General features: G+C 67.3%; 23 protein-coding genes. 10 read left to right on the top strand and 13 right to left on the bottom strand.

Translation table 11 applies throughout. The features are described from left to right. Nucleotides 1-5 precede the first annotated feature (5 nt). The 6 genes from I8N54_RS11215 (at nt 6) to lpdA (ending at nt 9,532) form a co-directional block, all read left to right on the top strand. Nucleotides 6-3,287 carry a YhdP family protein gene (locus I8N54_RS11215; protein ID WP_140192479.1) on the top strand — a complete coding sequence of 1,094 codons (3,282 nt, stop codon included), beginning with the start codon at nt 6-8 and terminating at the stop codon, nt 3,285-3,287. Further along, complete coding sequence (queA, locus tag I8N54_RS11210; protein ID WP_140192480.1) at nt 3,284-4,318, top strand: tRNA preQ1(34) S-adenosylmethionine ribosyltransferase-isomerase QueA; 1,035 nt, start codon at nt 3,284-3,286, stop codon at nt 4,316-4,318. Before I8N54_RS11215 ends, queA begins: the two co-directional genes overlap by 4 nt. 121 nt (nt 4,319-4,439) lie before the next feature. Then, nucleotides 4,440-5,717, top strand: coding sequence for an MFS transporter (locus I8N54_RS11205; RefSeq protein WP_140192481.1), 1,278 nt, complete (start codon nt 4,440-4,442; stop codon nt 5,715-5,717). Between the two features lie 63 nt (nt 5,718-5,780). Further along, entirely contained in the window at nt 5,781-6,362 is a 582-nt protein-coding gene (locus tag I8N54_RS11200) for a DUF924 family protein (RefSeq protein ID WP_140192482.1), read from the top strand. Nucleotides 6,363-6,430: 68 nt separating this feature from the next. Next, a complete protein-coding gene (locus tag I8N54_RS11195) occupies nt 6,431-8,035 on the top strand; it encodes a sensor domain-containing diguanylate cyclase (RefSeq protein WP_140192483.1) in 1,605 nt (534 codons plus the stop codon). Nucleotides 8,036-8,137: 102 nt separating this feature from the next. Further along, complete coding sequence (gene lpdA / locus I8N54_RS11190; protein WP_140192484.1) at nt 8,138-9,532, top strand: dihydrolipoyl dehydrogenase; 1,395 nt, start codon at nt 8,138-8,140, stop codon at nt 9,530-9,532. Nucleotides 9,533-9,628: 96 nt separating this feature from the next. On the opposite strand, the gene rsmA is transcribed toward lpdA, so the two are convergent. The 6 genes from rsmA to lptF are packed head-to-tail and all read right to left on the bottom strand — an operon-like array spanning nt 9,629 to nt 16,982. Then, nucleotides 9,629-10,465: a 16S rRNA (adenine(1518)-N(6)/adenine(1519)-N(6))-dimethyltransferase RsmA gene (rsmA, locus tag I8N54_RS11185; RefSeq protein WP_140192485.1), complete on the bottom strand. Its 837-nt coding sequence runs from the start codon at nt 10,463-10,465 to the stop codon at nt 9,629-9,631. Continuing rightward, entirely contained in the window at nt 10,465-11,427 is a 963-nt protein-coding gene (pdxA, locus tag I8N54_RS11180) for a 4-hydroxythreonine-4-phosphate dehydrogenase PdxA (RefSeq protein WP_140192486.1), read from the bottom strand. The genes rsmA and pdxA overlap by 1 nt, the downstream gene beginning before the upstream one ends. After that, the gene (locus tag I8N54_RS11175; protein ID WP_140192487.1) at nt 11,424-12,623 is read right to left on the bottom strand and encodes a peptidylprolyl isomerase; all 1,200 of its coding nucleotides are present in this window, start codon (nt 12,621-12,623) and stop codon (nt 11,424-11,426) included. The genes pdxA and I8N54_RS11175 overlap by 4 nt, the downstream gene beginning before the upstream one ends. Nucleotides 12,624-12,638: 15 nt before the next feature. Further along, complete coding sequence (locus I8N54_RS11170; RefSeq protein WP_198571717.1) at nt 12,639-14,753, bottom strand: LPS-assembly protein LptD; 2,115 nt, start codon at nt 14,751-14,753, stop codon at nt 12,639-12,641. A gap of 1 nt (nt 14,754) precedes the next feature. Then, nucleotides 14,755-15,855, bottom strand: a complete 1,101-nt coding sequence (lptG, locus tag I8N54_RS11165; RefSeq protein WP_140192489.1) for an LPS export ABC transporter permease LptG — start codon at nt 15,853-15,855, stop codon at nt 14,755-14,757. Beyond that, nucleotides 15,852-16,982 carry an LPS export ABC transporter permease LptF gene (lptF, locus tag I8N54_RS11160; RefSeq protein WP_197097415.1) on the bottom strand — a complete coding sequence of 377 codons (1,131 nt, stop codon included), beginning with the start codon at nt 16,980-16,982 and terminating at the stop codon, nt 15,852-15,854. Before lptF ends, lptG begins: the two co-directional genes overlap by 4 nt. A gap of 133 nt (nt 16,983-17,115) precedes the next feature. Here lptF and I8N54_RS11155 point away from each other — a divergent pair, with 133 nt between their 5' ends. Together I8N54_RS11155 and I8N54_RS11150 are read left to right on the top strand one after the other, a co-directional pair. Beyond that, complete coding sequence (locus I8N54_RS11155; protein ID WP_140192491.1) at nt 17,116-18,582, top strand: leucyl aminopeptidase; 1,467 nt, start codon at nt 17,116-17,118, stop codon at nt 18,580-18,582. Then, on the top strand, nt 18,582-19,052 hold the full coding sequence (locus tag I8N54_RS11150) for a DNA polymerase III subunit chi (RefSeq protein WP_140192492.1): 471 nt from the start codon (nt 18,582-18,584) through the stop codon (nt 19,050-19,052). Before I8N54_RS11155 ends, I8N54_RS11150 begins: the two co-directional genes overlap by 1 nt. A 191-nt stretch (nt 19,053-19,243) precedes the next feature. On the opposite strand, the gene I8N54_RS11145 is transcribed toward I8N54_RS11150, so the two are convergent. From I8N54_RS11145 to I8N54_RS11135, 3 genes are read right to left on the bottom strand one after another with little or no spacing between them, the layout of a single operon-like run. Next, nucleotides 19,244-19,822: a retropepsin-like aspartic protease family protein gene (locus tag I8N54_RS11145; RefSeq protein ID WP_140192493.1), complete on the bottom strand. Its 579-nt coding sequence runs from the start codon at nt 19,820-19,822 to the stop codon at nt 19,244-19,246. A gap of 54 nt (nt 19,823-19,876) precedes the next feature. Further along, the gene (locus tag I8N54_RS11140) at nt 19,877-20,494 is read right to left on the bottom strand and encodes a MarC family protein (RefSeq protein ID WP_197097416.1); all 618 of its coding nucleotides are present in this window, start codon (nt 20,492-20,494) and stop codon (nt 19,877-19,879) included. 16 nt (nt 20,495-20,510) lie between these two features. Beyond that, nucleotides 20,511-22,355 carry an ABC-F family ATP-binding cassette domain-containing protein gene (locus I8N54_RS11135; RefSeq protein WP_140192495.1) on the bottom strand — a complete coding sequence of 615 codons (1,845 nt, stop codon included), beginning with the start codon at nt 22,353-22,355 and terminating at the stop codon, nt 20,511-20,513. Between the two features lie 90 nt (nt 22,356-22,445). Here I8N54_RS11135 and I8N54_RS11130 point away from each other — a divergent pair, with 90 nt between their 5' ends. Continuing rightward, nucleotides 22,446-22,850 carry a DUF6636 domain-containing protein gene (locus tag I8N54_RS11130; protein ID WP_140192496.1) on the top strand — a complete coding sequence of 135 codons (405 nt, stop codon included), beginning with the start codon at nt 22,446-22,448 and terminating at the stop codon, nt 22,848-22,850. A 108-nt stretch (nt 22,851-22,958) separates the two neighbouring features. After that, entirely contained in the window at nt 22,959-23,381 is a 423-nt protein-coding gene (gene ndk, locus I8N54_RS11125) for a nucleoside-diphosphate kinase (RefSeq protein WP_140192497.1), read from the top strand. A gap of 21 nt (nt 23,382-23,402) precedes the next feature. On the opposite strand, the gene I8N54_RS11120 is transcribed toward ndk, so the two are convergent. From I8N54_RS11120 to I8N54_RS11105, 4 genes are all read right to left on the bottom strand, one after another. Continuing rightward, nucleotides 23,403-23,780 (bottom strand): DUF4112 domain-containing protein, encoded by a 378-nt coding sequence (locus I8N54_RS11120; protein ID WP_140192498.1) that lies wholly within the window; start codon nt 23,778-23,780, stop codon nt 23,403-23,405. After that, nucleotides 23,777-23,956 (bottom strand): YqaE/Pmp3 family membrane protein, encoded by a 180-nt coding sequence (locus tag I8N54_RS11115; RefSeq protein WP_140192499.1) that lies wholly within the window; start codon nt 23,954-23,956, stop codon nt 23,777-23,779. The genes I8N54_RS11120 and I8N54_RS11115 overlap by 4 nt, the downstream gene beginning before the upstream one ends. 60 nt (nt 23,957-24,016) lie before the next feature. Beyond that, nucleotides 24,017-24,418, bottom strand: coding sequence for a DUF4112 domain-containing protein (locus I8N54_RS11110; protein WP_140192500.1), 402 nt, complete (start codon nt 24,416-24,418; stop codon nt 24,017-24,019). Nucleotides 24,419-24,483: 65 nt separating this feature from the next. Then, complete coding sequence (locus I8N54_RS11105) at nt 24,484-24,816, bottom strand: TfoX/Sxy family DNA transformation protein (RefSeq protein WP_140192501.1); 333 nt, start codon at nt 24,814-24,816, stop codon at nt 24,484-24,486. Nucleotides 24,817-25,162: the final 346 nt, after the last annotated feature.

Here is a 25,162-nt window from a genome sequence, read left to right as displayed (position 1 = left end):
CAGCAATGGCCGACCAGAGCGCCGAGATCGACGATCCGCGGCCCCGACTGATGGGGCGCAAGCGGAAGGCCGGATTGCGCCTTCTGGGCCTTATGCTGTTCCTGCCGGTCGCCGTGGCGATCATTCTCATCGTCTCATTGATCGACCGCGACATCACCGCCCCTTCGTGGGTGCGTGAGGAAGTCGAGGCCCGCGCCGAAGAGGCGATCGGCGGCGGCATCGAGATGGAGCGTATCTCCATCCGCATCGGGCGGGATCTGCACCCGCGCATCCACCTCGCCAACGCCGAGCTGACCGACCGAAGCGGTACGGTGGTTGCCCGCGTGCCCGAGATCTCCGCGCTGATCTCGCCCCGGGGGCTGATCCTGAACCGGGAGCTTCTGGCGCAGGAAATCCGGGTGAGCGGCGCACAGGTCTCTTTGGTCCGCAGCGAGGATGGTAACCTGGCGATGTCCTTCGGGGACGGTTCCGCCTCGGTTCGTGAAAGCGCGACCTTCACCGGTCTGCTGGACGGCATCGACGCCACCTTCGAGCGCGGACCGCTGGAGGCGCTGGAGCGGGTGGAGCTTGACGGTCTCATCGTGAACCTCGACGACCGGCGTGCGGGGCAGAGCCTGACGGTCGACGGCGGGCAGGCCGTGCTCGACATCGACCGGCGCGAGATCGGCTTGTCGGCCGACCTGTCGCTGTTGTCGGGCGGTGGCGTCTCGCGGGTGGCGTTCGATTATGCCTCGCCCCGGGGCAGCCGGGAGGCGGAAATGTCCATTTCCGTCGACGAGGCCTCCGCCGCCGACATCGCCAGCCAGTCGCCCGCGCTCAGCTGGCTTTCGGTGATCGACGCGCCGATCTCGGCCAGCCTGCGTGGCGGGATCGACGCCGATGGCACGCTCGGCCCACTGAACGCGGTGCTGGAGATCGGGGCAGGGGCGATCCGCCCGGCGCCCGAAGCCCGGCCCGTGCCGTTCGACGCGGTGAAAGCCTACCTTGCCTACGATCCAGAAACGCAGGAGCTCGCCTTCGACCAGCTGAGCCTGGAGAGCGAGGATATCGCCGTCGAAGCAAACGGCGAGGCGTTCCTAAAAGGGATGGAGGACGGTTTCCCCGACGAGATCTGGGGCCAGTTCCGGATGCCGACGCTCACGGCGAACCCGAACGACATCTACGACGTGCCGGTCGAACTCGCCGTCGGCAGCCTCGACTTCCGCCTCGCGCTCGATCCGTTCCGCCTGACCCTGGGCGAACTCATCGCGACCGAAGGCGACAGCAACATCCGAGCCTGGGGCGAGGTTTCGACGGGCGAGGACGGCTGGAACGTCGCCGTCGACGCGCGGATCGACCGGGTGACCGTGCCCCATGCCAAGGCGCTCTGGCCCGAGGTCTGGCGACCGGGCGTCCGGGGTTGGGTGGCCAACAACATCCTCGACGGCGATATCGTGAACGCCGCGGTTGCCGTGCGGACGCACGGCACCGAAGAGCCGGTCATCGCGATGGATTTCGAGTTCGAGGACGGCTCGGTCCGTTACCTGCCGCGCATGCCGGCGGTCGAGGGCGGCTACGGCTTCGTTCAGATCGGCAAGGATTCCTTCTCGGTCTCCCTGGCGGAGGGATACGTCGCAGCGCTGGAAGGCGGCCGGGTCGACATGGCCGGCTCGACCTTCGTGATCCCCGCGATGAGCCTGCCGGACTCCCCTGCGGAATTCTCGCTGAAGCTCGACGGGACGATCACCGCGATGCTGTCGGTGCTCGACCAGCCGCCCCTGTCGCTGATGCAGGGGGCGGGCCTCGACGTCACGCTCGCCGACGGGCGCGCTCGGGCGCAGGGGCGGCTGCTGATGCCGCTGAGCGACCAGCTGTCGCCCGATCAGGTCAGCTACGTGTTCGGGGCGGAGCTGACGGACGTGCGCTCGACCACCCTGGTGCCCGACAAGGTGCTCGCCTCGCCCCAGCTCGAGGTCGCCGCCACGCCGGAGGGCCTGCGAATCGAGGGGCCGGCGCGGCTCGGCCAGACACCGTTGACCGGCAGTTTCAGCCGTGCGTTCGAGGAAGGCGCGCCAGCCCGCATCGAAGCCCAGGTGGAACTGTCGCCCGCCGCGCTCGACGAATTCGGCATCGCGCTGCCGCCAGGCACGGTGCAGGGCAGCGGTCCCGCGCGGTTCGACCTGGTTATGCCCGCCGGGCTTCCGCCGTCCTTCATCCTCAGCTCGGAAATGCGCGGGATCACCCTGTCCGTGCCCTGGGTCGGCTGGTCCAAGGCCGCCGGGACTCCGGGCACGCTCGAGGTGCAGGGCCAGCTCGGCGCGTCGCCGAAGGTCAGCCGGTTGCGCCTGCAGGCGTCGGGCCTGACGGCGGAAGGCCGCATCGACCTTGGGGCGAACAGTGCCTTCGAGGCGGCGGTCTTCGACCGGCTGAGCGTCGGCGACTGGCTCGACGCGCCCATTACCCTGCGCAACCGGGGCGCCGGGCAGGCGGTCGGGGTGGAGGTCAACGGCGGCACGCTCGACATGCGTCGCGCCGCATTCGGGCCGGGCGGCGGCGATGGAGGAGAGGGCGGTCCAATGAATGTCCGCCTCGACCGGCTGGTGGTGACCGAGAGCCTTGTCCTCACCGGTTTCGAGGGCGCCTTCGCCTCGCAGGGCGGCCTGCGCGGCACGTTCGAGGCGCAGGTGAACGAGGGCCCGCCGATCGCCGGCGACCTCGTGCCGGTCAATGGCCGGACCGGGGTGCGTGTGACGTCCAACGACGCGGGTGGCGTCCTGCGGGCCGCCAAGTTGCTGCCGAACGCGCTTGGTGGGGCGATGCAGCTGATCCTGCGACCGACCGGCGGCGAGGGGACCTACGACGGGTCGCTCACCGTCGACGACTTGCGCATCCGCGACGCCCCGGCCATCGCGGAGCTTCTGGATGCGATCAGCGTCGTCGGCCTGCTCCAGCAGCTCGACGGGCAGGGCCTGTCCTTCACGGATGTCGATGCGCAGTTCCGCATGACGCCGGAGCAGATCATCGTCACCCAGTCGAGCGCGGTCGGGCCGTCCCTTGGCCTTTCGCTCGACGGGACCTATACGCTCGCCAGCACGATCATGGACTTCCAGGGCGTCGTGTCTCCGGTCTATTTGCTGAACGGGATCGGGTCGGTGCTGACCCGGCCCGGCGAGGGGCTGATCGGGTTCAACTTCACGATCCGCGGCCCGGTGGGGCAGCCGAACGTCGGGGTGAATCCGCTGTCCGTCCTGACCCCCGGCATGTTCCGCGAGATTTTCCGGCGCCCGCCGCCACAGGTGACCCGTTGAAACTGTCCGACTTCGATTTCGAACTGCCCGAAGAGCTGATTGCCGTGCGTCCCGCGCGGCCCCGCTCCTCTGCCCGGCTGCTGCTGGCCGAGGGGGACGGGATCGCGGACCGGCACGTCTACGACCTGCCCGACATCCTGCGTCCCGGCGACCGGCTGGTGCTGAACGACACCAAGGTGATCCCCGCGCGGCTGTCCGGCCTGCGCCGGCGCGGAGAGGCGGAAGCGCGGATCGAGGTCACGCTGCTGGAACCGCGTCCCGGCGGTCTCTGGACCGCGTTGGTGAAGCCGCTCAGGAAGTGGAAGGAGGGCGAGGTCGTCACCTTCTCGCCCGAACTGTCCGCCACGTTGGAGGGGCGCGAGGACGAGCAGGCGCTGATCTCCTTCAACCTCGAGGGCGAGGATTTCGACGCCGCGCTCGCGCAGGCGGGCTCCATGCCGCTGCCGCCCTATATCGCGGCCAAGCGCCCGGCGGACGATGCCGACAAGGCGGACTACCAGACAATCTGGGCGGAGCACCCCGGCGCCGTCGCCGCGCCGACCGCCTCGCTCCACTTCGACGACGCCGTGATGAAGGCGCTCGAGGCGCGCGGCGTCAATTTCACCCACGTGACGCTGCATGTCGGGGCGGGGACCTTCCTACCGGTGAAGGTCGACGATATCCGCGACCACAAGATGCACGCCGAATGGGGCGAGGTGACGGATCGGGCGGCGGGCGAGATCGCCGCCACGAAAGCCGAGGGCGGACTGGTGATCCCCGTCGGCACCACCGCCTTGCGCCTGATCGAGAGCGCGGCGACCTCCGGCGCGATCCTGCCGTGGCAGGGCGAGACGGACATCTTCATCACTCCGGGCTTCCGCTTCAACGTGGCCGATGGGCTGATGACCAATTTCCACTTGCCCAAGAGCACGCTGATGATGCTCGTCTCCGCCCTGATGGGCGTCGAACACATCCGCGCGATCTACGCCCACGCCATTCATGAAAACTACAGGTTCTTCTCGTATGGCGACGCATCGCTTCTGTTGCCGTGACCCATTGTCGGCGGACATGATCCCCTGATAGTGGCTCGCGCGACGTTGTGTGTCGTATCCGGACGGTCATCCTATGGCCCCTGTGGCCGAACACGGACCGAAGGCGAGGGAGTATCTCCGCATGTTTCAAGTGCTCGGAAGCGCATGGCCGCTGTTGCTCGGTCTTTTCATGCTCATGGTCGGCAACGGCCTGCAGGGCACGCTTCTTGGTGTGCGCGGCGATCTGGAGGGGTTCTCGACGCTTCAGATGTCCGTCGTCATGTCCGGCTACTTCGTCGGTTTCCTTGGCGGTTCGCAGCTCGCCCCCGAGATGATCCGCCGAGTCGGCCACGTGCGGGTCTTCGCCGCGCTCGGCTCCGCCATTTCGGCGGTTCTGATCCTCTATCCGACGCTCGTCTCGCCTTGGTCCTGGACGGTCGGGCGGATCGTTATCGGCTTCTGTTTCTCGGGCGTCTACGTCACGGCGGAAAGCTGGCTGAACAATTCGACCACGAACGAGACACGTGGACAGGCGCTGTCGCTCTACATGATCGTGCAGATGGGCGGCATCGTTCTGGCCCAGTATCTGCTGCTGCTCGGCGACGCGGGGGGCTTCGTGCTCTTCATCATCCCCTCCGTCCTCGTGAGCCTCGCCTTCGCGCCGATCCTGCTGTCGATCTCGCCCACGCCGGCATTTGATTCGACGAAACCGATGCGCCTGAAGGAGCTGGTTCAGGCTTCGCCGCTGGTCTCCGTCGGCATGATCCTCCTCGGCGGCGTCTACGCGGCGCAGTTCGGCATGGCGGCGGTCTACGGCACGCGTGTCGGGCTGAGCCTTGCGCAGATCTCGATCTTCGTCTCGGCGATCTACATCGCCGCGCTCGTGTCCATGTACCCGATCGGCTGGCTGTCGGACCGGTTCGACCGGCGACTCGTCATCATCGCCGTGTCGCTGCTCGGCGGGGTGGGCGCGCTGCTCGGCGTGGTGCTCGGCGGCTCGTTCGGCGTGCTGATCGCCTGCGCGGCCATCATGGGGGGGACGTCGAACCCGCTCTATTCGTTGCTGATCGCCTATGCCAACGACTTCCTCGAGCCCGAGGACATGGCCGCGGCATCTGCCGGGTTCGTCTTCATCAACGGCGTCGGCGCCATCGCGGGCCCGATCACCGTCGGCTACGTCATGGATGTGTTCGGCAACCAGGGCTACTGGGCCTTCGTCGCAGTGCTGATGCTCGGTCTCGGGGTCTATGGCCTCTACCGGATGCGCAAGCGCCCCTCGACCCATTCCGGCGACACGGTGCCTTACGCGCCAGTCATGGCCTCGGCCAGCCCGGTCGCTGTCGATATGGCACAGGATTTGTACATCGAGGCGGAGGCCGAGCTGGCCGAAAGCACAACCTCGGAGCCTCAGGCCTCCTGACGCCTTGATCTGCCCGGCGGACTGTCGCACGATTCAGGAAACTGACGGGCGAGGCGAGAGCAGATGAACAGCGTCACACCGCAAGAGGTCCTTGCGTTCTGGCTGGACGAGGTCGGGCCGAAAGGCTGGTATGCCGGCGGCGAGGAACTGGACCAGAAGGTGCGCGATCGTTTCCGCACTGCCTGGGACGAGGCGGTCGATGGCGCTTACGGGCTCTGGCTGACCTATCCGTCGGGCACGCTCGCCTACATCATCCTGACCGACCAGTTCCCGCGCAACATGTTCCGCGAGGACCCGCGCGCCTTCCAGCTGGACCCGAACGCGCGCGCGGCGGCCAAGGTCGCGATCGGCCGGGACTGGGACATGAAGATCGACGGCGAGCCGCGCCAGTTCTTCTACCTGCCGCTGATGCATTCCGAGAACCAGGTCGACCAGGACCGCGCCGTGCGCCTGTTCCAGGCGAAGCTGCCGGAGTCGAAGGACAACCTGCTGCACGCCAAGGCGCACCGCGAGATCATCCGCCGCTACGGGCGCTTCCCCTACCGCAACAACGCACTGTCGCGCACGTCGAGCCCGGCGGAGAAATCCTTCATGGAAGACGGCGGCTACCGCGTCCTCGTGGAGGAGATGAAGGCCAGCTCTTAACAGCCTGTCAATCTCGCGCTGGTAGGCGGGACTCCAGACCATCGCCCGGGTTGGAGGCCCGCTTTGCGTTGAGCATTGATCGCACCGCCGAGACGTGGCGCGAGGACTGGGCGTTGCAGCCGATGGATCGGCCGGAAAGCCGCGACCAGTTCAAGCTGGCCACCGAGATCATGGACATCATGGAACAGGGCATCGTGGTCTGGTCCGCCGATGGCCTGTGCGAGCTGTTCAACGCCCGCGTCCATGAAGTGCTCGACCTCGGGGACGGCGAGCTCGGTATTGGTACCTCCCGGGGGGAGTTTCGCCGGATGGCCGCACAGCGTGGCCTCCTGTCGGAAGAGGCCGCAAAGGCCGCCGCCCGAGGCGAGGCGGAGAATGTCGCCGTCTCTTTCGACCTCACGCTGCCCGGCGGTCGGGTCGTGCTCGCCAGTGGCCGGCCGGCGGAGAGTGGCAGCTACGTCATCACCTTCACCGACGTCACCGACGCCCGCCGGGCAGAGCGCGAAGTGGCGAGCGCGATGGCCACCGCCGATGCTGCCGAGGCGACGACGCGCACCGCGCTCGCCGCGCAGCAGGCGCGCGCGGCAGAGATGTCCCACCTGTCCGAGCTCGACGAGTGGCTGCAATCCTGCAAGACGCTGCAGGAGCTCTACATGATCGTCACGAAGTTCATGTCGCGCGTGATGACCGGAACCTACGGGGAGCTCTACATCTTCTCCTCCACCCGCGACGTGCTCGACGGGGTGGGCAGCTGGTCGGGCGATCAGCTGAACCGCCATATCGCGCCGGATTCCTGCTGGGCGCTAAGGCGGGGGCGGCATTACATCCACGATCCGGCCGGGATCAGCTTCGTCTGCGGTCACGTCGACCATCCGCCTGAGGAGGATTTTCCCGGCGAATACCTATGCATTCCGATCGTTGCCCACGGCGACACGGTCGGACTGCTGCACGTGCGCTTCGAATCATCGGACTATTGCGGCGAGCGGCTCCGCGATGCGGAGACTTTCACGATCCGCTGCGCCGAACATATCTCGATGGCGGTCGCCAACGTCCGTCTGCGGGACGAGCTGCACGATCAGTCCATCCGCGATCCGCTCACCGGGCTCTACAATCGCCGCCACTTCATGAGCTGCCTTCGGCGGGAGATGACGCTCGCGGACCGGCAGGGCACGGCGCTCAGCCTGATGTCCTTCGACGCCGACGGGTTCAAGACGTTCAACGATAGCCATGGCCACGACGCCGGCGACATGGTGCTCCGCAAGCTCGCCGATTGTCTGGCCGATCTGTTCGACGCACGCGAAGTCTGCTGCCGACTCGGGGGGGAGGAATTCGCGGTACTGCTGCCCGGCCATGATGCCGATGCCGCGCGCGCGGTGGCGGAGCGGGTGCGCAAGGCGGTCTCGGCGATGCCGCTGACGTACGGCAGTGAAACCCTGCCGAACGTCACCATCTCGATCGGAGTCGCGACCTACCCCGACAGCGCGACAGAGGCGCAGCTTCTCATCAAGCGCGCCGACCAGGCGCTCTACGCCGCCAAGGAAGCCGGCCGCAACCGGGTGGAAAGCGCCGCGCCTCCGGGTGCCGAGGCGAGTCGCGAGCGCCCGGAAGCCGACCGTCCGGTAGGCGACGAGTCGGACGAGACTGCCGCGCCCGGCGGCACCGGTGCCGCCTGACAGGCGTTGCACATGGCGGGGGTCCGCCATTACCTCCTCATCACTGGCCGCGGCTGGCGAAGTGGTTTAACTTCAAACTAATCAAGGTCCGAGGAGGCACAGATGGCCCAGAGCTATGACATGATCGTAATCGGCGCCGGTCCGGGCGGCTACGTCGCCGCAATCCGGGGCGCGCAGCTTGGCCTCAATGTGCTCTGCGTGGAGCGCGAGCACCTCGGCGGTATCTGCCTCAACTGGGGCTGCATCCCGACGAAGGCGCTGCTGCGCTCGTCCGAGGTTTTCCACCTGATGCACCGCGCCAAGGAATTCGGCCTGAAGGCCGATGGCGTCGGCTACGACCTGCCGTCGGTGGTCCAGCGCTCGCGCGGCGTGGCCAAGCAGATGGAAGGCGGGGTGAAGCACCTGCTGAAGAAGAACAAGGTCACGACCATGATGGGCGAGGCCCGTCTTGCCGGGAAGGGCAAGGTCATCGTGAAGATCGACAAGGGCGAGGAGGAGGTCACCTCCAAGGCCATCGTGCTCGCCACCGGCGCGCGTGCGCGTGAACTGCCGGGGCTGGAGGCCGACGGCGATCTCGTCTGGACCTACAAGACCGCGATGACCCCGCCGCGGATGCCCAAGAAGCTGCTGGTCATCGGGTCCGGTGCGATCGGAATCGAGTTCGCGTCCTTCTACAACACGCTCGGCGCCGAAACGACGGTGGTCGAGGTCATGGATCGCATCCTTCCGGTCGAAGACGCCGAGATCTCCGCCTTCGCCAAGAAGCAGTTCACCAAGCAGGGCATGAAGATCATGGAAAAAGCCATGGTCAAGAAGCTCGACCGCGCCAAGGGCAAGGTCACCGCCCATATCGAGGTCGGCGGCAAGGTCGAACAGCAGGAGTTCGACACCGTGATCTCCGCTGTCGGCATCGTCGGCAATGTCGAGGGGCTCGGCCTCGAGGAGCAGGGCATCAAGGTCGACCGCACCCACGTGATCGTCGATGAATATTGCCGCACCGGCGTTGACGGCGTCTACGCCATCGGCGACCTCGCCGGCGCACCGTGGCTGGCGCACAAGGCGTCGCACGAGGGCGTCATGGTGGCCGAACTGGTCGCCGGCAAGAACAAGGTCCACCCGGTCCGCCCCGAAAGCATCGCCGGCTGCACCTATTGTCACCCGCAGGTCGCCAGCGTCGGCTTCACCGAGGCGCAGGCCAAGGAGAAGGGCTTCGACGTCAAGGTCGGCAAGTTCCCCTTCATCGGCAACGGCAAGGCGGTCGCCCTGGGCGAACCGGACGGCATGGTGAAGACCATCTTCGACAGCAAGACGGGCGAACTGCTCGGCGCGCACATGGTCGGGGCCGAGGTGACCGAGCTGATCCAGGGCTACGTCGTGGGCCGCCAGCTCGAGACCACGGAAGAGGACCTGATGGAGACGGTCTTCCCGCACCCGACGCTGAGCGAGATGATGCACGAGAGCGTGCTCGACGCTTACGGGCGCGCGATCCACTTCTGAGGGTGACCTTCCGAGAGGCGTGGAGGGGGCGCTGCCCCCTCTTGGCCTGCGGCCAATTCACCCCCGGAGGTATTTATCGCCAGATGAGCGAGCCGGTCAGGCGAAGCTGCGGGCGAGGGCGCAGAAGCGTTCGAGGTCGATCTGCTCCGCCCGGTCGGTCGGCTTGATGCCGGCGGCGATGAGCCGGTCCTCGATGTCCGGGGCGAGACCTCTGAGCGAGGCACGCAGCATCTTGCGCCGCTGGTTGAAGGCGGCCGCGACGACGCGCGACAGGACCGCCGGGTCGGCCGGGTATCGTGGCGCCGGCAGAGCGGTGATGTGGACCACGGCGGAGGAGACCTTGGGCGGCGGCGTGAAGGCGCCGGGTGGCAGGTCCATCACGATGCGGGCGTCAGTGCGCCACTGTGAGAGGATCGCGAGGCGGCCGTAAGCCTTGCTGCCCGGCGTCGCGACGATCCGTTGCGCCACCTCCTTCTGGAACATCAGCGTCAGGCTGGACCAAGGCGGCGGCCAGTCCTTCGGCGTCAGCCAGCGGACCAGCAGCTCGGTCCCGACATTGTAGGGCAGGTTGGCGGCGATCCGGTAGGGCGGCTGAAGGTGCGCGGCCGTGTCGAGCTCCAGCGCGTCTCCTTCGAGCACCGTCAGCCGCTGCGGATAGGCCTCCGCGATCTGCTGGAGCGCGGGGATGCAGCGGCTGTCCTTCTCGACCGCGACGACCTTTCTGGCGCCCGACGCCAGCAGGCCGCGGGTCAGGCCGCCGGGGCCGGGGCCGATCTCCAGCACATCCGATTGCGTCAGGTCGCCGGCCTGCCGCGCGATCTTGGCGGTCAGGTTCAGGTCGAGCAGGAAGTTCTGGCCAAGCGACTTGCGCGCCGACAGACCGTGCGCGGCGATCACGTCGCGCAGCGGAGGCAGGTCGTCGATGCCGGCCATCAGCCTTTCCGCCGTGCGGCCATCGCGCCGGCCATCCGCAGCGCGGCGATGGTCGAGGTCGCGTCGGCACGTCCGCTCCCGGCGATGTCGAAGGCGGTGCCGTGGTCCGGCGAGGTCCGCACGAAAGGTAGGCCGAGCGTCACGTTCACGCCGCCGGAGAAGTCGATGGTCTTGATCGGGATCAGGGCCTGGTCGTGGTAGGCGCAGACCGCCGCATCGTAGCGGGCGCGGGCCGCCGCATGGAACATCGTGTCCGCCGACATCGGGCCCAGCAGGTCCATCCCCTCGGCCCGGAGCGCGTCGAGCACCGGGGCGATCAGCTCGATCTCCTCCCGGCCCATCTTACCGCCTTCGCCCGCATGGGGGTTCAGCCCGGCAACGGCGATGCGGGGACGGTCGATGCCGAAATCGCGCCTGAGCGCGGCATGGGTGATCAGCAGCGTGTCGGTCAGCAACGTGGCCGTCAGCGCCTCCGGCACTGCCGCGAGCGGGATGTGGATCGTCGCGGGCACCACCTTCAGCGCGTCGCAGGCCAGCATCATCACCGCCCGGTCGGACCCGGCGAGTGCGCCGAGGAACTCCGTATGGCCGGGGTAGGCGAAGTTCGCACCGTCGATCAGCGCCTGCTTGTGGATCGGCGCGGTGCAGAGCGCGTCGCAGGCCCCGGACGTGACGAGCGCCACCGCCTCGGCGATCGCGTCGACCACGTGAGGGGCGTGTGTCGGGTCGGGGAGGCCCGGCGTGCGCGGCGCGCCGAAATCGCGGGCAAGGACGGGCAGGGCGCGGGGCATAACGTCTGCCGCCGTCTCGGGGGTTGCCGCTTCCCAGGCCGTGCCCTCGGGCAGGTGGGACGGATCGCCGATCCAGAGCAGCGACACCTCGTCCTTCAATGCGGCCCAGGCCACGGGGGCCAGGTCCGGTCCGACGCCGGCCGGTTCACCGCAGGTGAGCGCGACGGTCATTGCGGCGGGCGGATGACCGCGTTGGCGCGGAGCTGTGCGACCGTCTGGTCGGCAAAGCGCGACAGCCGCTGAGAGCGCAGCGCATCGGCCACGGCGTCACGGGAGGGGGCGTCGGCGTAGATCCGGTCGCAAAGCATCACGTAAAGCAGGGACTGCCCGTCACCGCTGGTCAGACCCCACGATGCCTCGCCCCGGTCTAGCTTCGCCAGTTCCAGCGCGATATCGCCGGGGACCTGACCCACGGGCTGCTGTTCGCGGGCGAGCTGAAGCCCACGCTCGTCATAGAGGTCATCGCAGCTGTCGGCGCGCGCATCGATGCGGGCGACCTGCGACAAGGCGGCGTCCGAGCGACCGCCGGGAATGTAGAGCACCGCGTAATCCAGCTCGGACGGGACCGGCTGGGAGGTCCGCGCCTCGCGCACCGCGCGAAGCTGGAACAGCGCGATACCGTTCGGGATCGGGATCGGGTTGGTGACCTCGCCTGGCTGGAGCGACATGATGAGCCCCTGGATCGGGCCGGGATAATTGTCGAGCGGCAGCCATTCCAGGCGCCCGCCGTTCTCGCGCGAGGGCAGGGCGGAATATTCGCGGGCGGCGGCCTCGAACGTCGCGGTGGAGCGGGTCTGGGCGATCTGGTTGGCGATCGCGGCGGCCTCGGCCGCGCGGGGCGGCGGCGCGGGAATGATGATCTCGCTCAGCAGCACTTCGAGCTCGCTTCCGGTGCCGGCGGCCCGGTCGAGTTCCAGGGTCACGTCGCGGTCGGTGATGTTGGTGCGGCTTGAATACCGGCTGCGGATGTAGTCGCGCCAGCTCACCCCGACGAGGACGAAGTCGCGCAGGGTCTCCTCGGCGACGCCGGCGCCGTTGATCTGGCCGATGAACTGGTCGTAGGGCAGATCGGCGCGTCCGGCGAAATCGTTGAGCGCCGCCTGCAGCGCCTCGTCAGAGAGGCTCAGGCCGACGCGGCGCAGCTCCTGTAGCTTGAGGCGATCGTCGATCAGCTGCTCGCGGGCGAGCTCGGGCAGGTCGCCCGGCGTGTTGAACAGCTCAAGCAGGCGAACGCGCTGATCGATCTCGTAAAAGCTGATCGCGTCGTCGTTCACGGTGATCGCCGCGGAATAGGGCGATTGCGCTGCCGCGCCCGACATCGTCAGGCAGAAGGCCAGTGCCGCAGCGGCGAGAGTGCGAAAAGTCATTGTCGTCCGGTCCTGTCAGTTCCTGCAGCTTCGCGTCACGGGCGCGTCGGAACGCCCCGCCGAGAACCCGTTGAGGGCCACCGTTATCCCGTAATCCGTCTCGGGCTCAAGCGTAGTGGAAGAGGTGAAGCGGCGCGAGACCGAAAGCCCGACAGTGATACACTCGTTACTGTATTCCGCGCCGATGCCCGCGTACTTCGGTTTTTCCGCCACGACGTCATAGCGCCCTTCGGCCAAGACTTCCCACGCGCGGGTCAGCTGGAAGGCACCGTCGAAGGTGAATTCCGACACTTCGTCTTCGCGGGCCTCTGCCGCGTTCTCGGACAGCTGGACGAAGGTGGCGGCGAGGTCGGTGCGGTTGTTCTCCCACATCAGGCGCGCTTCGGTGCGCGAGAAGGTGAAGTCGTCGTCGAACAGCGCGCGCGCGTCGAAGGACAGCCCGCTCGGCGCTTCGATGCCGAGGACCGTCACCCAGTCGGAATTCTCTCCGTCGAGGCCGGTGCCCGCCTGGAAGCGCGGGTCGCTCTCCATCCGGAAGAGCCGGCCTGCGGTGAAGTTGCTGCTCCACCCGCCCGGCGTCAGCGCCGTCCAGCCGAGCGCGGCGGCGGCGCGCAGCCCGTCCTCGCGCGCGTCCTCGCCGGGAAAGCGCGACAGGAAGAACAGGTTGGTCTCGTCGAACTCCACGACGCGGCTGTCCTCGTTCGGCACCGGGGGGCCGTCCGTCTCTGACCAGGTGAGGGCGACGACGGGTTCGATCACGTGAACCGTGCCGCCGGGCGCAGTGCGCGACAGGGGCCAGCGCAGCTCCGCCATGGCGTAGGGTGTGCTGCGGGTCGCGGGCGTGTCGAACGTGTCGTCCTGGTCGATCCCGTAGCGGTCGACATCGACGCCGAGCATCGCGTTGCTGACCACGCCGGGGCCGAGGATGCGGTCCACACGCCATTCGATCCCGGTTCCGATCCGCGTCACGTCGCGACCCTTGATGTTGAGCGAGGACCGCCGGAACGCTCCGTCGGAATCGGCCCGGACGGTCACACGGCCGGGCAGGCCCGGGAAGCGCAGCACCTGTTCGTAATAGGCATCCGGCAGCACTGTGGGCCGGAAGCGGTTCACGTCCTCCGGGCGCAGGCTCTCCGTCACGGTCACGCCGAAGCTCAGCCGCTGATCTTCGGTGATGCGGGTGGCGGTGACGAAGGAATCGAGCCGGTCGGCGTCGGAATAATCGTAATCCAGCAGGTAGGTGTCGTCCGAGGTGAAGCGCATCTGCGCGTCCAGCATCCACCGCCCCGGCAATGCGAAATCCGCATCGAGGAAGCCGTAGGAGCGCAGCGGCTCCGCCGTCAGGTCGTCCTCCGTGAAGGCACCCTCGAACGTCAGGTCGCCCGTCAGGAACGCCTGCCGATAGCGCGCCTCGAGCGTGGTCGTGTTGGCCGAAATGTAAGGCGCGAGCGTGACGTCGGCGCTCGGCCCGAGCGGGATGAAATAGGGCAGCTTGACCCCGGTGCCGAGCCGGTCGGTCGTGCGCAACTCGGGGATCAGCAGGCCGGCGGACCGCTCCAGCTCCGGGTCGGGCAGGCGCATCCGTGGCAGATAGAGGATCGGGATCCCCGCCAGCCGGAACTGCGCGTTCTCGAAGTAGAGCTGGTTCTCGTCCTGGTCGTGGATCACCCGGCGTGCGCGGATCTCCCAAAGCGGCGGGCCGTTGCCGCAGATCCGGCAGGCGGTCGCGGCGACACCGTAGAGCTGCGTGTAGCGCCCTTCGACCCGGTCGATCTGGTTTGCGGCGAGTTGCAGCTGCTCCTGCAGCACAAGTCGCGCGCTGCGGAGGATACCGTTTTCGAGCTTCGGATCGAGGCTGCCCTGCTCGGCGGTCAGGATGTTGCCGTTCTCGGCCAAGATGAAGATCGGGCCGGTGATGGTCAGGCTGTCCGAGGGCTCGTCGTAAGTGATGGCCTGCGCCGACAGGCGCGTGCCGTCGTAGAACGCCTCCACGTTGCCGGTCGCGACGAGGCGCCGGTTCTCGGTCACTACGATATTGTCGGCGACCATCGTCGCGGTGCCCTGTGCCGTCGCCTGCAACGCCGCGCAGAGCAGGGCCAGAACGAGGGGGAGAAGCCGTGAGGCGCGCATCTCAGCCATCTTCCTGATGTAGCAGCATCGCGAGGGAGAGCGCCACGCCCGCAAGTGGCGGTGCCCAGGCAGCCAGCGCGACGGGGATCTGCCCGTTCTCGCCAAGCACGATCGCGAAATTCCGAATGAAATAGAGCCCGAAGCTCAGGCAGATCGACAGAAGCACCATGAGCCCGATCCGCCGCCCGCGCTGATGCCGCAGGGTGAACGCTGCGCCGATCAGCATCATCGCGATCAGGAACAGCGGTTTGGCCAGCTCCGACTGCAGCCAGACCTGGTGGCGCACGGCGGAGAAGCCCGCGGCCTCCAGCCGGTCGATGAAGCGCGGCAGCTCCCAGATGGGAATCGAGGACGGCGCGCCGAAACTGTCGCGGATCTGCGCCGCCGTAAGGTTCGAAGCGATGTAGAACGTATCGTGCTCGGTCGCCTCGGCCTCAGGCACGGACGCATCACCGAGCGGCCATTCCTTCGCATCCGTCAGCGTCCAGCGCCCATCGGCAAGCTTGGCGCGGCGGGCATCGACCCGACGCAGCGGCAGACCTTCGGGGCTGAACAGGATGAAGGAGACGCCCGACAGCTCGGTCCCGTCGAGATTGGCCCGCCCGGCACGGATCACCGACTGCCCCTCCGGGCCCCCCTGCCGCAGCCACAGACCGCCTGCATCGACCGACAGCACGCTCGCGCCCCGATCCTCGATCCGGGTCACGCGGTCTTCCGTTTCGCGCGTGGTGGCCGCGACGAGCGGGTTCAGTACGGTGATCGCGATCAGCCCGATGATCGTCACGACCGCCACCGGCGCGGCAAGCGCGCGGATCGCCGAGCGGCCCGACGCGCGGGTGACCACCATCTCGGATGATCGTCCCAGGCCGACGAAGAGGTTTACGCTCGACAGGATGACGAAGAGCGGCAGGAACTCGTAGAAGTTCGCCGGCGCGTTCAGCAGCGTCAGCGCGATGATGTCGCCGCCGGTGACGCCCTCCTGCTCGGACACGTCGCGGGCCTGTTCGAACAGGTCCATCACCCCGAGCAGCCCGAAGAACATGGCAGAGACGAGCGCGAAACTGACAAGGTAGCGCTTGGCGAAGTAACGATGCAGGATCATGCTGGCAACCCCTGCGCCCGTCGGTCCGACCTGAACCGCGGCGGCGCGGCGACGAACAGCAGCAGGATCGGGATCGCCAGCCCGGTCAGGCCGGAGACGTAGATCAGCGGCCACCGCTCGGGCGCCGTGTCGGCGATGGTCGAGCCCCAGCTTTCCAGCGAGTTCACGACGACCACCAGCAGCACCGCGCCCACGATCTGCTTCCAGGCGCCGAACCGGCTGAACCGGCCCAGCATCAGCGGCGCGAAGCCGAGCAGCGCCGCCGCGACCCCGACGATGGTCTTGTTGATGCGGTCGTGCACTTCGGCCCGCAGCGACACGACGCTGCGGTTCGTCCGCTCCTGCAGATCGGCAGAGGCCTGCCAGAGGTCGTGCGTCGACACCTGTCGCGAGGGGATCCGCCCGCCGGTCTCGGTCACCATCAGCCGCCCGATGTCGTAGGTGAAATCCTGGAACCGCGTGGTGTAGAGCCGCAGGTCCGCAACCCGCAGCGTCTGCGCCATGCCGGTCACCATCACCAGCTGCGGCCCCCTGTCGGAGCGCACGAGGTAGGCGTTCGATGCGGTGTAGATCACGTGGCTGTCGTCGTCGCGCGTGTCCGCGAGGAACATGTCCTCCAGCACGCCTTCCTCCGTGATGTTGCGCACGTAGACGGTGACCCCGGTGGCCGGCGTCAGGAATTCGCCGGGCGTCAGGAACTGCGCCGTGACGTTGTTGGCGATCTCCTCTTCCCGGTCGTCCAGCACCCGCGCGGCGGCAGGGGCGAGCGCGTGGACGAGGGCCGCGGTGATCAACCCGACGATCAGCCCGAACAGCCAGACCGGCCGCGCCAGCCGTCGCGGCGAACAGCCCGTCGCCTGCAGCACGACGATCTCGCTCTCGGAGATCAGCCGGTTGGTCACGTAAAGCGCGGCCACGAAGGCGGCGAGCGGAACGACGATGCGGATGATGCCGGGCAGCGCCAGCGCGCTGAACTCGAGGAACACGAGCGCCGACTGCCCGTCGCCGATCAGCTGATCGAACAGGCCGACGGCCCGGTTGACCCAGTAGAGCAGGATCAGCACGAGACTGAAGAAACCGAACAGCGTCAGAAGCTGGCTCAGGAAGTATCGGTCGAACCGGCCCACTTTGTCTCCACGCCCTTCGAGTGGGAGAGTGCTAGCCGATCGGGCGGCCGGATTGAACTCATATCTGGTCATTCCCGCCCGGGACGCGCTAGCTATCGCCCAGACCCGACCTGACCTTTCCGGAGAGACGTTCATGCCAGCCCCCGCCGCAATCCGCTTCACAGAAACCGATCACGACGGCCTCGCCGGGTGGGAGGGACGGATCGCGGTGATCGTCGACGAAACCGGCAAGCTCGACGCCTCCGGGCGCAAGCTGAACTCGCTGACCCGCAAGGCGCTCGCCCGCGCGGCGGAGAGCGAGCGTTTCACCAAGCTGAAGGTCGGCGAGGCGATGGAACTTGCCTTCCCGGTGGCCATCGCCGCCGAAGCGATCCACCTCGTGAAGCTGTCGAGGAAAGCCACGCCCGCCGAGGCCCGCAAGGCCGGCGGTGCGCTCGCGGCCGCCCGTGGGGCGGCGCCGCTCCTCGTGCTCGCCGGCAATCACCGCGCGGCGAGCGAACTGGCCTTCGGTCTCGTCCTGCGCGGCTACGATTTCGACGCCCACCTGACCCGTCCCGCCGAGGCGCGGGCCGAGATCACCATGATGTGCGCCGACCCCGAGGGGCTCGCCCGCGTCTCCGCCGACATGGCGGCGCTGGCCGAGGGTGTTTTCTTTACCCGCGACCTCATCAACGAGCCCTCGAACGTGCTCACCACCTCCGACTTCGCCGCCCGCCTCGCCGCGATGCAGGAACTCGGCCTGTCGGTCGAGATCCTCGAGGAAGACCAGCTGAAAGAGCTCGGCATGGGCGCGCTGCTGGCCGTGGGGCAGGGGTCGGACAGCCCCTCGAAGGTGGTCGTGATGGAATGGAACGGCGGCGGCGACGAAGCCCCCCTCGCGCTCTGCGGCAAGGGCGTGGTCTTCGACACCGGCGGCATCTCGATCAAGCCTGCCGCCGGCATGGAAGCGATGACGATGGATATGGGCGGCGCCGGCGTCGTCTCCGGCGTGATGCGCACGCTGGCGCTGCGCAAGGCGAAGGCCAACGTCGTGGGCCTCGTCGGGCTGGTCGAGAACATGCCCTCGGGCAACGCGATGCGCCCCGGCGACATCGTCCGCTCGATGAAGGGCGACACGATCGAGGTCATCAACACCGACGCCGAGGGGCGGCTCGTCCTCGCCGACGTGCTCTGGTACGCGCAGGAGCGATTCAAACCCTCCGGAATAATCGACCTCGCCACGCTCACCGGCGCGATGGTCATCGCGCTCGGCCACGAGATGGCCGGTGTCTTCTCCAACGACGACCCGCTTGCCAACGCCTTCCTCACCGCCGCCACGGCGGAGGGCGAGGGCGCGTGGCGGATGCCGCTGGGCCCGGCCTATGACGCCCTGCTGAAAAGCCGGCTGGCGGACATGAAGAACGTCGGCGGCCGTCCCGCCGGCTCCATCACCGCCGCCCAGTTCCTGAAGCGCTTCGTCAAGGACGAGACGCCGTGGATCCACCTCGACATCGCCGGTGTGACGATGGGCGAGGGCTCCTCCGACCTCGCGCCGAACGGCCCGTCGGGCTGGGGCGTCATGGCGCTGAACCGCCTCGTGCGGGACCGGTACGAGGGCTGATGGGAGCGGCCTTCTTCTACCACCTGACCCGCGACCCGGTTGAGCGGACTCTGGCGACCCTGCTGGAGAAGTGTCTCGCCACCGGCTGGCGCTGCGAGGTACGCGGCGAGGATGCCGCGCAGCTCGACCGGCTCGACGCGCAGCTTTGGCTGCAACCGGAGGAAAGCTTCCTGCCGCACGGCCGCGCCGGCGGTCCGCACGACGCCGATCAGCCGGTGCTTCTTCGCACGCCGGGTGCCGGGCCGGCGCCGAACGGCGCGCAGTGCGTCCTCAGTATCGGCGGGGCCGAGGTCGGCGACGCCGAGGTCAAGGCGCTGGAGCGGGTCTGCATCCTGTTCGACGGTGCCGACGAAGCGGCCCTTCAGATCGCGCGGGGCCAGTGGTCCCGCCTCGTCGAGGCCGGTTGCGCCGCGCAATACTGGAGCCAGGATTCGGGACGCTGGGAAAAGAAGGCCGAACGCGGGGCGTGACGCGCCGCCGGCGCATTTGGCGTCTTCGGGACACATGACGCGCCTCGCCCGGCCTTCTTCGGGCGTCAAATATTCTCGGGGGTGAATGGGCCGCAGGCCCAGAGGGGGCAGACAGCCCCCTGATCCCGCCCGACCGGAGGGAGGGCTTCCAGAGCGCACCGCAGGTGCTCCACCAAAACAGAGGCGGCGGATCAGCGGGTGAGGATCAGCCGGTCACCCTCGATCTCGATACGCTCGAACCGGTTGAGGTAACCCATCCCCAGCAGAGACCCGAACAGCTCGCCCTCGTTGACGTAGGCGCGCACGTTGCGGTCCTCGATCGGACCCACGGCGAGCCGGTCGAGCGACACCGGCGCCGTGCCGACGATCCCGTTCGCCGTCTGGGCGGAGCCGGAGTAGACCAGCCCGTCGGGGTCGATGCCGACGCGCTCGGCGTCCTGACGGCTCAGCACGATCTGGCTCGCCCCCGTGTCGACCACGAAGTCGAGCGGCACACCGTTCACCTCGGCCCGGATCGAGTAATGTCCGTCCGGTCCGCGGGGGATCTCGATCACGTTCTCGGAGATGACGCTCTGCCGGGGCATGACATCGTCGCGGATATCGCTCCAGAGGCCGACCGCGGCGACCACGCCGACGAAGATCAGCGCCCAGACCGCTGCCTGCTGCGCCATCTTTCCGAGCTGTCCCCGGTTCTGCATGAGGAACCATCCGCCGATGGCGGCCCCCAGAAGGGAGAGGTAGGCGATGCGGGCAATGTCGTCTCCGTCCATGCCCCCGATATGGGGATAGCGCGCACCGATTGCCAAGTCCCGATCCCGGAACCGTCAGAGGGCGAGGCCGAACGTCCGCATGCCGTCGAGGATGAACTGCACCGACAGCGCCGCCAACAACATGCCGAGCAAGCGCGTCACGACGTTGACGCCGGTCTTGCCGAGCACCCGCTCGATCGGGCCGGCGGCGAGAAACAGCAGGTAGGCGATCGACAGCACGGCGACCATCACCCCGATCACGGCGGCAAAGTCCCCGGGCCCCTCGGCACGGCCCGTCAGCAGGATGATCGTCGCGATCGCTCCAGGTCCGGCGAGCAGCGGAATGGCGAGCGGAAAGACGGACGGATCGTCGGACTCGTCCTCTTCCGCCGTATCCTCGCGCCGCGACTGGCGCCTCTCGAACAGCATGTCGAGCGCGGTCAGGAACAGCAGCACGCCGCCCGCAATCCGGAAGGCGGGCATGGAGATGCCGACGAACTCAAGCAGCGCTTCGCCACCAAAGGCGAAGGCCAGCAGGATGCCGAAGGCGATCAACGCCGCGCGCAGCCCGATCGACCGCCGCTTGCGGTCGCTCATCCCTTGGGTCAGCGCGACGAACAGGGGCGTCAGCCCGATCGGGTCGATGATCACGAACAAGGTCGTGAAGGCGGAGATGAGCGCCGCCGCTTCCATCAAGCCGGCCCCAGGGTCACGCCGCCTCGGCCGTCTCGAGCTTCTCGAGCGCGGCCATCCAGAGGGCCTCGGCCCGCTCAAGCCCCTGCATCACCTCGGCATACTTGCGGTTCCAGGTCTCGAGCTCGTTGATCCGCGTATCCTCGTACAGCTCCGGATCGGCGAGCTTCTTGGCCAGCTTGTCGCGCATGTCGTTCAGCTTGGTGACCCTTTCCTCGCATTTGCGCGCCTCGGCGCGCAGCGCGAGGACCTGGTCGCGGGACGGCCGCGCCGCCTTCGGCTTCTCGGGCTTGTTGGCCTTGGGAGAGTCGGTCGCAAGCAGCAGACGGCGATAGGCTTCGAGGTCCTGCTCGAACGGCGTGACCCGGCCGCCCTTCACCAGCCAAAGCCGGTCGGCGACCATCGACAGCAGGTGCATGTCGTGGCTCACCAGCACGACCGCGCCGGAATAGGCGGTCAGCGCCTCGACGAGCGCCTCGCGGCTCTCGATGTCGAGGTGGTTGGTCGGTTCGTCGAGGATCAGCAGATGCGGCGCGTCGATGGTGGCGAGCATCAGCGCCAGACGCGCCTTCTGGCCGCCCGACAGGCGGCTGACCGTCAGCTCCGCCTGGTTGGCGTTCAGCCCGAACCCCGACAGCCGCGCACGGTGCCGCGCCGGGTTTTCGTCCGGGCGCAGCCGGCGGACGTGGTCGATGGGTGTCTCGTCGGGAAACAGCTCGTCCAGCTGGTGCTGCGCGAAATAGCCGATCCGCAGCTTCGCCGTCCGATGCAGCTTGCCCGACATCGCCTCCAGCCGGTCCGACAGAAGCTTCGACAGGGTCGACTTGCCCTCACCGTTCTTGCCGAGCAGCGCGATCCGGTCGTCCTGGTCGATCCTGAGGTCCAGCTTCGACAGGATCGCCTTGCCGTCATACCCGACAGAGGCACCCTCCATCGTGATGATCGGCGGGCTCAGCTCTTCCGGCTCGGGGAAGGAAAAGGCGCGGAGCGCGGCCTCCTGCGGGGTGGAGATCAGCTTGATCCGCTCGATCATCTTCAGTCGCGACTGCGCCTGCACCGCCTTGCTCGCCTTCGCGCGGAAGCGGTCGACGAAGCTCTGAAGGTGGGCGATCCGCGCCTTGGCCTTCGCGTTCTCCGACTCCGCCGCCGCGATGCGCGCCGCGCGCACTTCGGCGAACTTGTCGTAAGGTGTGGCGTAGAAGGTCAGCTTGCGGTCCTCGAGGTGGAGGATGCCGCCGACCGCGCGGTTCAGCAGGCCCCGGTCGTGGGACACGATCAGAACGGTGTGCGGATAGCGGGCGAGGTAGTTCTCCAGCCACAGCGCCCCCTCGAGGTCGAGGTAGTTGGTCGGCTCGTCGAGCAGCAGCAGGTCGGGTTGGCTGAACAGCACCGCGGCCAGTGCGACACGCATCCGCCACCCGCCCGAGAAGGCGGAGCAGGGCATCAGCTGTTCGGCATCGTCGAAGCCGAGGCCCTTGAGGATGGTGGAGGCCCGGGCCTCCGCCGACCAGGCGTCGATATCGGCGAGGCGGGTCTGGATCTCGGCGATCCGCGTCGGATCGTCGGTCTCTTCCGCCATCAGCGCGGCACGCTCGGTATCGGCCGCGAGCACGGTGTCGATCAGGGACACCTCGTTGCCCGGCACCTCCTGGCTGACACCGCCGATCCGCGCGCCCTTGGGCATCACGATTTCGCCGGTTTCGAGCGTGAGCTCGCCCCGGATCAGCCGGAAGAGCGTCGTCTTGCCCGTGCCGTTTCGCCCGACGACGCCAACTTTGTGACCGGTCGGAATGGTGGCCGAGGCGTGCTCGATCAGCGGTCGCCCCTCGACGGAGTAGCTTATGTCCTGAATGCGCAGCATGGGCAGGGGATGGGGCCGCACATGCAACTTGTCAATGGCGCGGCGGCGGTCGTAGTCTTTCGCATTTCATGAATTGATCGGATCCGGCCAATGCGCCTTCTGTTACTCGTTCCGCTTCTTCTTCTGGCACGTCCCGCAATCGCCCAGGACGTCTACTATTTCCGCGCTCCCTCCGGCAACATCGTCTGCGCGATGACCGGGGGCGGCTACAACAGCGCCCGTTGCGACATCTTCGAGCTGTCGCCGACCTACCGTACGCGCCCCGCCGACTGCGACCTGGAATGGGGAAGCTCGTTCGAGGTCACCTCCGCCAGCAGTGGCTACGTGCTCTGCGCGGGCGATACGGTGAACATGGGCGGATCCCCGGTGCTGCCCTACGGTCAGACGGTCACGCTCGGCGCGATCACCTGTTACTCGGAGACGACGGGGATGAGCTGCGTGAACTCGCTCGGCCACGGATTCACGGTGGCGCGGGCCCAGCAGCGGGTGTTCTGATCCGGCAAGGGGACGGGGGCGTTTGAGGGTTTTCAGCCCCCGGACCCCATGCTAGTCGGGCCGCGGTTTTCAACGGGCTCAATGCCCCCCGAAAAAGGCAATACCGACATGTCCATCGAACGCACCCTCTCGATCATCAAACCCGACGCCACGAAGCGGAACCTCACCGGCAAGATCAACGCCAAGTTCGAGGATGCCGGCCTGCGCATCGTCGCGCAGAAGCGCATTCTTCTGACCGTCGCTCAGGCTGGCGAATTCTACGCCGTCCATAAGGAACGTCCGTTCTTCGGTGAGCTGACCGAATTCATGGCGTCCGGCCCGGTCGTCGTGCAGGTTCTGGAAGGTGAAGGCGCCATCGCGAAGAACCGCGAAGTCATGGGCGCCACGAACCCCGCCGATGCGAAAGAAGGCACGATCCGCGCCGAGTTCGCCGAATCCGTCGGTGAAAACTCCGTCCACGGCTCCGACGCTCCGGACACCGCCAAGGAAGAGATCGCCTACTTCTTCTCCGGCCTCGAGCTGGTCGGCTGAACCGACCCACTCATCTAGTCGTCAAGCGGCCTCGTCCATAACGGGCGAGGCCGTTTGCATTTTGCGCTCCATATGCTCGCGCAGAAGCTTCACGTTGCGCAGGTTCGCTTTCCAGCCAACGTCGAACAGGTCACCGATCAGCGGTATCGAACCGATAACCGCGTCGATCGCCACGTTGGCCCCCATCCGCGTCAGCAGGTGGGACGGCGCGCCAAGCTCCCGGGCTTTCCACATGATCCAGCCGGCCGGGGCGAGCGCTAGCCCGTCCCCGATGCCTGGGACGAGGCCGATGATCGAATCCGCGCCGACCCGGATGCCGGTGCCGGGGATGCGGAAGGCCGCATCCATCCGGTTCGCCAGGTTCTCGAGCTTCTGGAGTTCGAGATCGATCGGGGTCATGCGTGGACCTTACGCCCGTCGTCACGCGCGATGATGTAGACGGCGTGCACGATACCCGGGACGTAGCCAAGGATCGTCAGGATGATGTTGAACCAGAAATGCTTGCCCAGGCCTTCCTGAAGGAAGACGCCGAGCGGCGGCAAGATGATCGCGATGATGATACGAATAATATCCATTGCAGTCGCTCCTTTGTGTCTCAGTTGCAGAACCAACAGGCGATCGGGGCCCAAAGTTCCCTAGACGGCAAGCGCGGCCGGCGGCACGGGCACGACCACGCGGGCGCGCTCGGCACGGCGGGCGAGGTTTTTCTCGAGCAGCCGATAGTTCCGGATGTTGGCGTTGTAGGCGATGTCGAACAGGTCACCGATCAGCGGCACAGATCCGATCAGGACGTCGACCACGAGATTGGCGATCATGTAGGCGATGGCCCCCGGTGTCGCCCCGATCTTGTGGGCGTGGTGGATCATCCAGATCGACGGTGCGAGCGACAGCGCGTCGCCCACCACCGGGATCAGCCCGAACAGGTTATCGAGGCCGAGCGACAGGTTCGTCCCCGGCACGTAGCAAATCGCGTCCATCCGCCAGGCGACGCGCCTGATGCGGGTTAATTCCTCTTCCAGCGTCCGGACATCCTGCATGGCGCGGCCCTCAATGTAAATGACATTCACATCATGCCCAAGCCGACGCTCAATGTGAAGATCTTTTACATTGATCCCGACGGACGCACACCGATCTCGTCGAGGAACCGATCGAGCTCTGACTGAGGGGAAGAGGAGGTGTCTCGGCAGAGCGCGTCGAACCTTTTGCGGAGGCTGGATTTTTCGGCGCCCTTCGCATCGTTCCAGGGCCGGCCCTGCAGACCCATCACGAGCGAGTAATATGCGATGAAATGCGGCCGAACGCCGGACGACAAGAGCCGCGCGTAGGCGGTGTCCGGCCCTAGCGCGCGAATCTCCTCGGCTGTTGTCACACCTGCACGCTCGAAAGAACGCGCCGTCGCGGGGCCGAGATCCGGGATCGAAGTGATGTCGCTCATGCCGTCAGCATGCCGGGGAAGGGGGGAGAAAACGGGCCAGTGAAACCAGCAGGGGGTTGGGGTGCCCCGCGTCACTGGCCCGCTTCAGAATTCGGAGGACGGTTTTGCTGCCGACCTGCCTCAGATGCTCGCGAAGTCCCGGAAAACCACCGGGGCCTGCGGCTTTTGCTTGTTGTCGTTGGGCACCTCTTTGGGTGCCGGTTTACTGCTCGTAGTGCCTGTAGCCATCGTTCCGCCTTTCAGGTCTGAACGCATCCCGGCCAATCAGCCTCTTGTTGGGCCATTCCCCAACATTGCCGATTAACCATGGCGTTCGACGGGCGGAAATGTGGCGAAATCGGGGCAA

The sequence above is a fragment of the Pelagovum pacificum genome (genome assembly GCF_016134045.1).
Classification (GTDB): Bacteria; Pseudomonadota; Alphaproteobacteria; order Rhodobacterales; family Rhodobacteraceae; genus Oceanicola; species Oceanicola pacificus_A.
The sequence above is the reverse complement of the archived record's forward strand: the minus strand, read 5'-3'. Positions and strand labels throughout refer to the sequence as shown.

What these genes read in the sequence shown, in the direction of transcription:
- I8N54_RS11205 (WP_140192481.1), top strand. Translation starts at nt 4,440, where the DNA reads ATGTTTCAAGTGCTCGGAAGCGCATGGCCGCTGTTGCTCGGTCTTTTC.
- pdxA (WP_140192486.1), bottom strand. Translation starts at nt 11,427, where the DNA reads ATGACCGTCGCGCTCACCTGCGGTGAACCGGCCGGCGTCGGACCGGAC.
- I8N54_RS11130 (WP_140192496.1), top strand. Translation starts at nt 22,446, where the DNA reads ATGCGCCTTCTGTTACTCGTTCCGCTTCTTCTTCTGGCACGTCCCGCA.
- I8N54_RS11120 (WP_140192498.1), bottom strand. Translation starts at nt 23,780, where the DNA reads ATGACCCCGATCGATCTCGAACTCCAGAAGCTCGAGAACCTGGCGAAC.
- ndk (WP_140192497.1), top strand. Translation starts at nt 22,959, where the DNA reads ATGTCCATCGAACGCACCCTCTCGATCATCAAACCCGACGCCACGAAG.
- I8N54_RS11155 (WP_140192491.1), top strand. Translation starts at nt 17,116, where the DNA reads ATGCCAGCCCCCGCCGCAATCCGCTTCACAGAAACCGATCACGACGGC.
- I8N54_RS11135 (WP_140192495.1), bottom strand. Translation starts at nt 22,355, where the DNA reads ATGCTGCGCATTCAGGACATAAGCTACTCCGTCGAGGGGCGACCGCTG.
- I8N54_RS11200 (WP_140192482.1), top strand. Translation starts at nt 5,781, where the DNA reads ATGAACAGCGTCACACCGCAAGAGGTCCTTGCGTTCTGGCTGGACGAG.
- I8N54_RS11215 (WP_140192479.1), top strand. Translation starts at nt 6, where the DNA reads ATGGCCGACCAGAGCGCCGAGATCGACGATCCGCGGCCCCGACTGATG.
- rsmA (WP_140192485.1), bottom strand. Translation starts at nt 10,465, where the DNA reads ATGGCCGGCATCGACGACCTGCCTCCGCTGCGCGACGTGATCGCCGCG.
- I8N54_RS11105 (WP_140192501.1), bottom strand. Translation starts at nt 24,816, where the DNA reads ATGAGCGACATCACTTCGATCCCGGATCTCGGCCCCGCGACGGCGCGT.
- I8N54_RS11115 (WP_140192499.1), bottom strand. Translation starts at nt 23,956, where the DNA reads ATGGATATTATTCGTATCATCATCGCGATCATCTTGCCGCCGCTCGGC.
- lptG (WP_140192489.1), bottom strand. Translation starts at nt 15,855, where the DNA reads ATGATCCTGCATCGTTACTTCGCCAAGCGCTACCTTGTCAGTTTCGCG.
- I8N54_RS11140 (WP_197097416.1), bottom strand. Translation starts at nt 20,494, where the DNA reads ATGGAAGCGGCGGCGCTCATCTCCGCCTTCACGACCTTGTTCGTGATC.
- I8N54_RS11175 (WP_140192487.1), bottom strand. Translation starts at nt 12,623, where the DNA reads ATGACTTTTCGCACTCTCGCCGCTGCGGCACTGGCCTTCTGCCTGACG.
- I8N54_RS11170 (WP_198571717.1), bottom strand. Translation starts at nt 14,753, where the DNA reads ATGCGCGCCTCACGGCTTCTCCCCCTCGTTCTGGCCCTGCTCTGCGCG.
- lpdA (WP_140192484.1), top strand. Translation starts at nt 8,138, where the DNA reads ATGGCCCAGAGCTATGACATGATCGTAATCGGCGCCGGTCCGGGCGGC.
- I8N54_RS11145 (WP_140192493.1), bottom strand. Translation starts at nt 19,822, where the DNA reads ATGGACGGAGACGACATTGCCCGCATCGCCTACCTCTCCCTTCTGGGG.
- I8N54_RS11150 (WP_140192492.1), top strand. Translation starts at nt 18,582, where the DNA reads ATGGGAGCGGCCTTCTTCTACCACCTGACCCGCGACCCGGTTGAGCGG.
- I8N54_RS11110 (WP_140192500.1), bottom strand. Translation starts at nt 24,418, where the DNA reads ATGCAGGATGTCCGGACGCTGGAAGAGGAATTAACCCGCATCAGGCGC.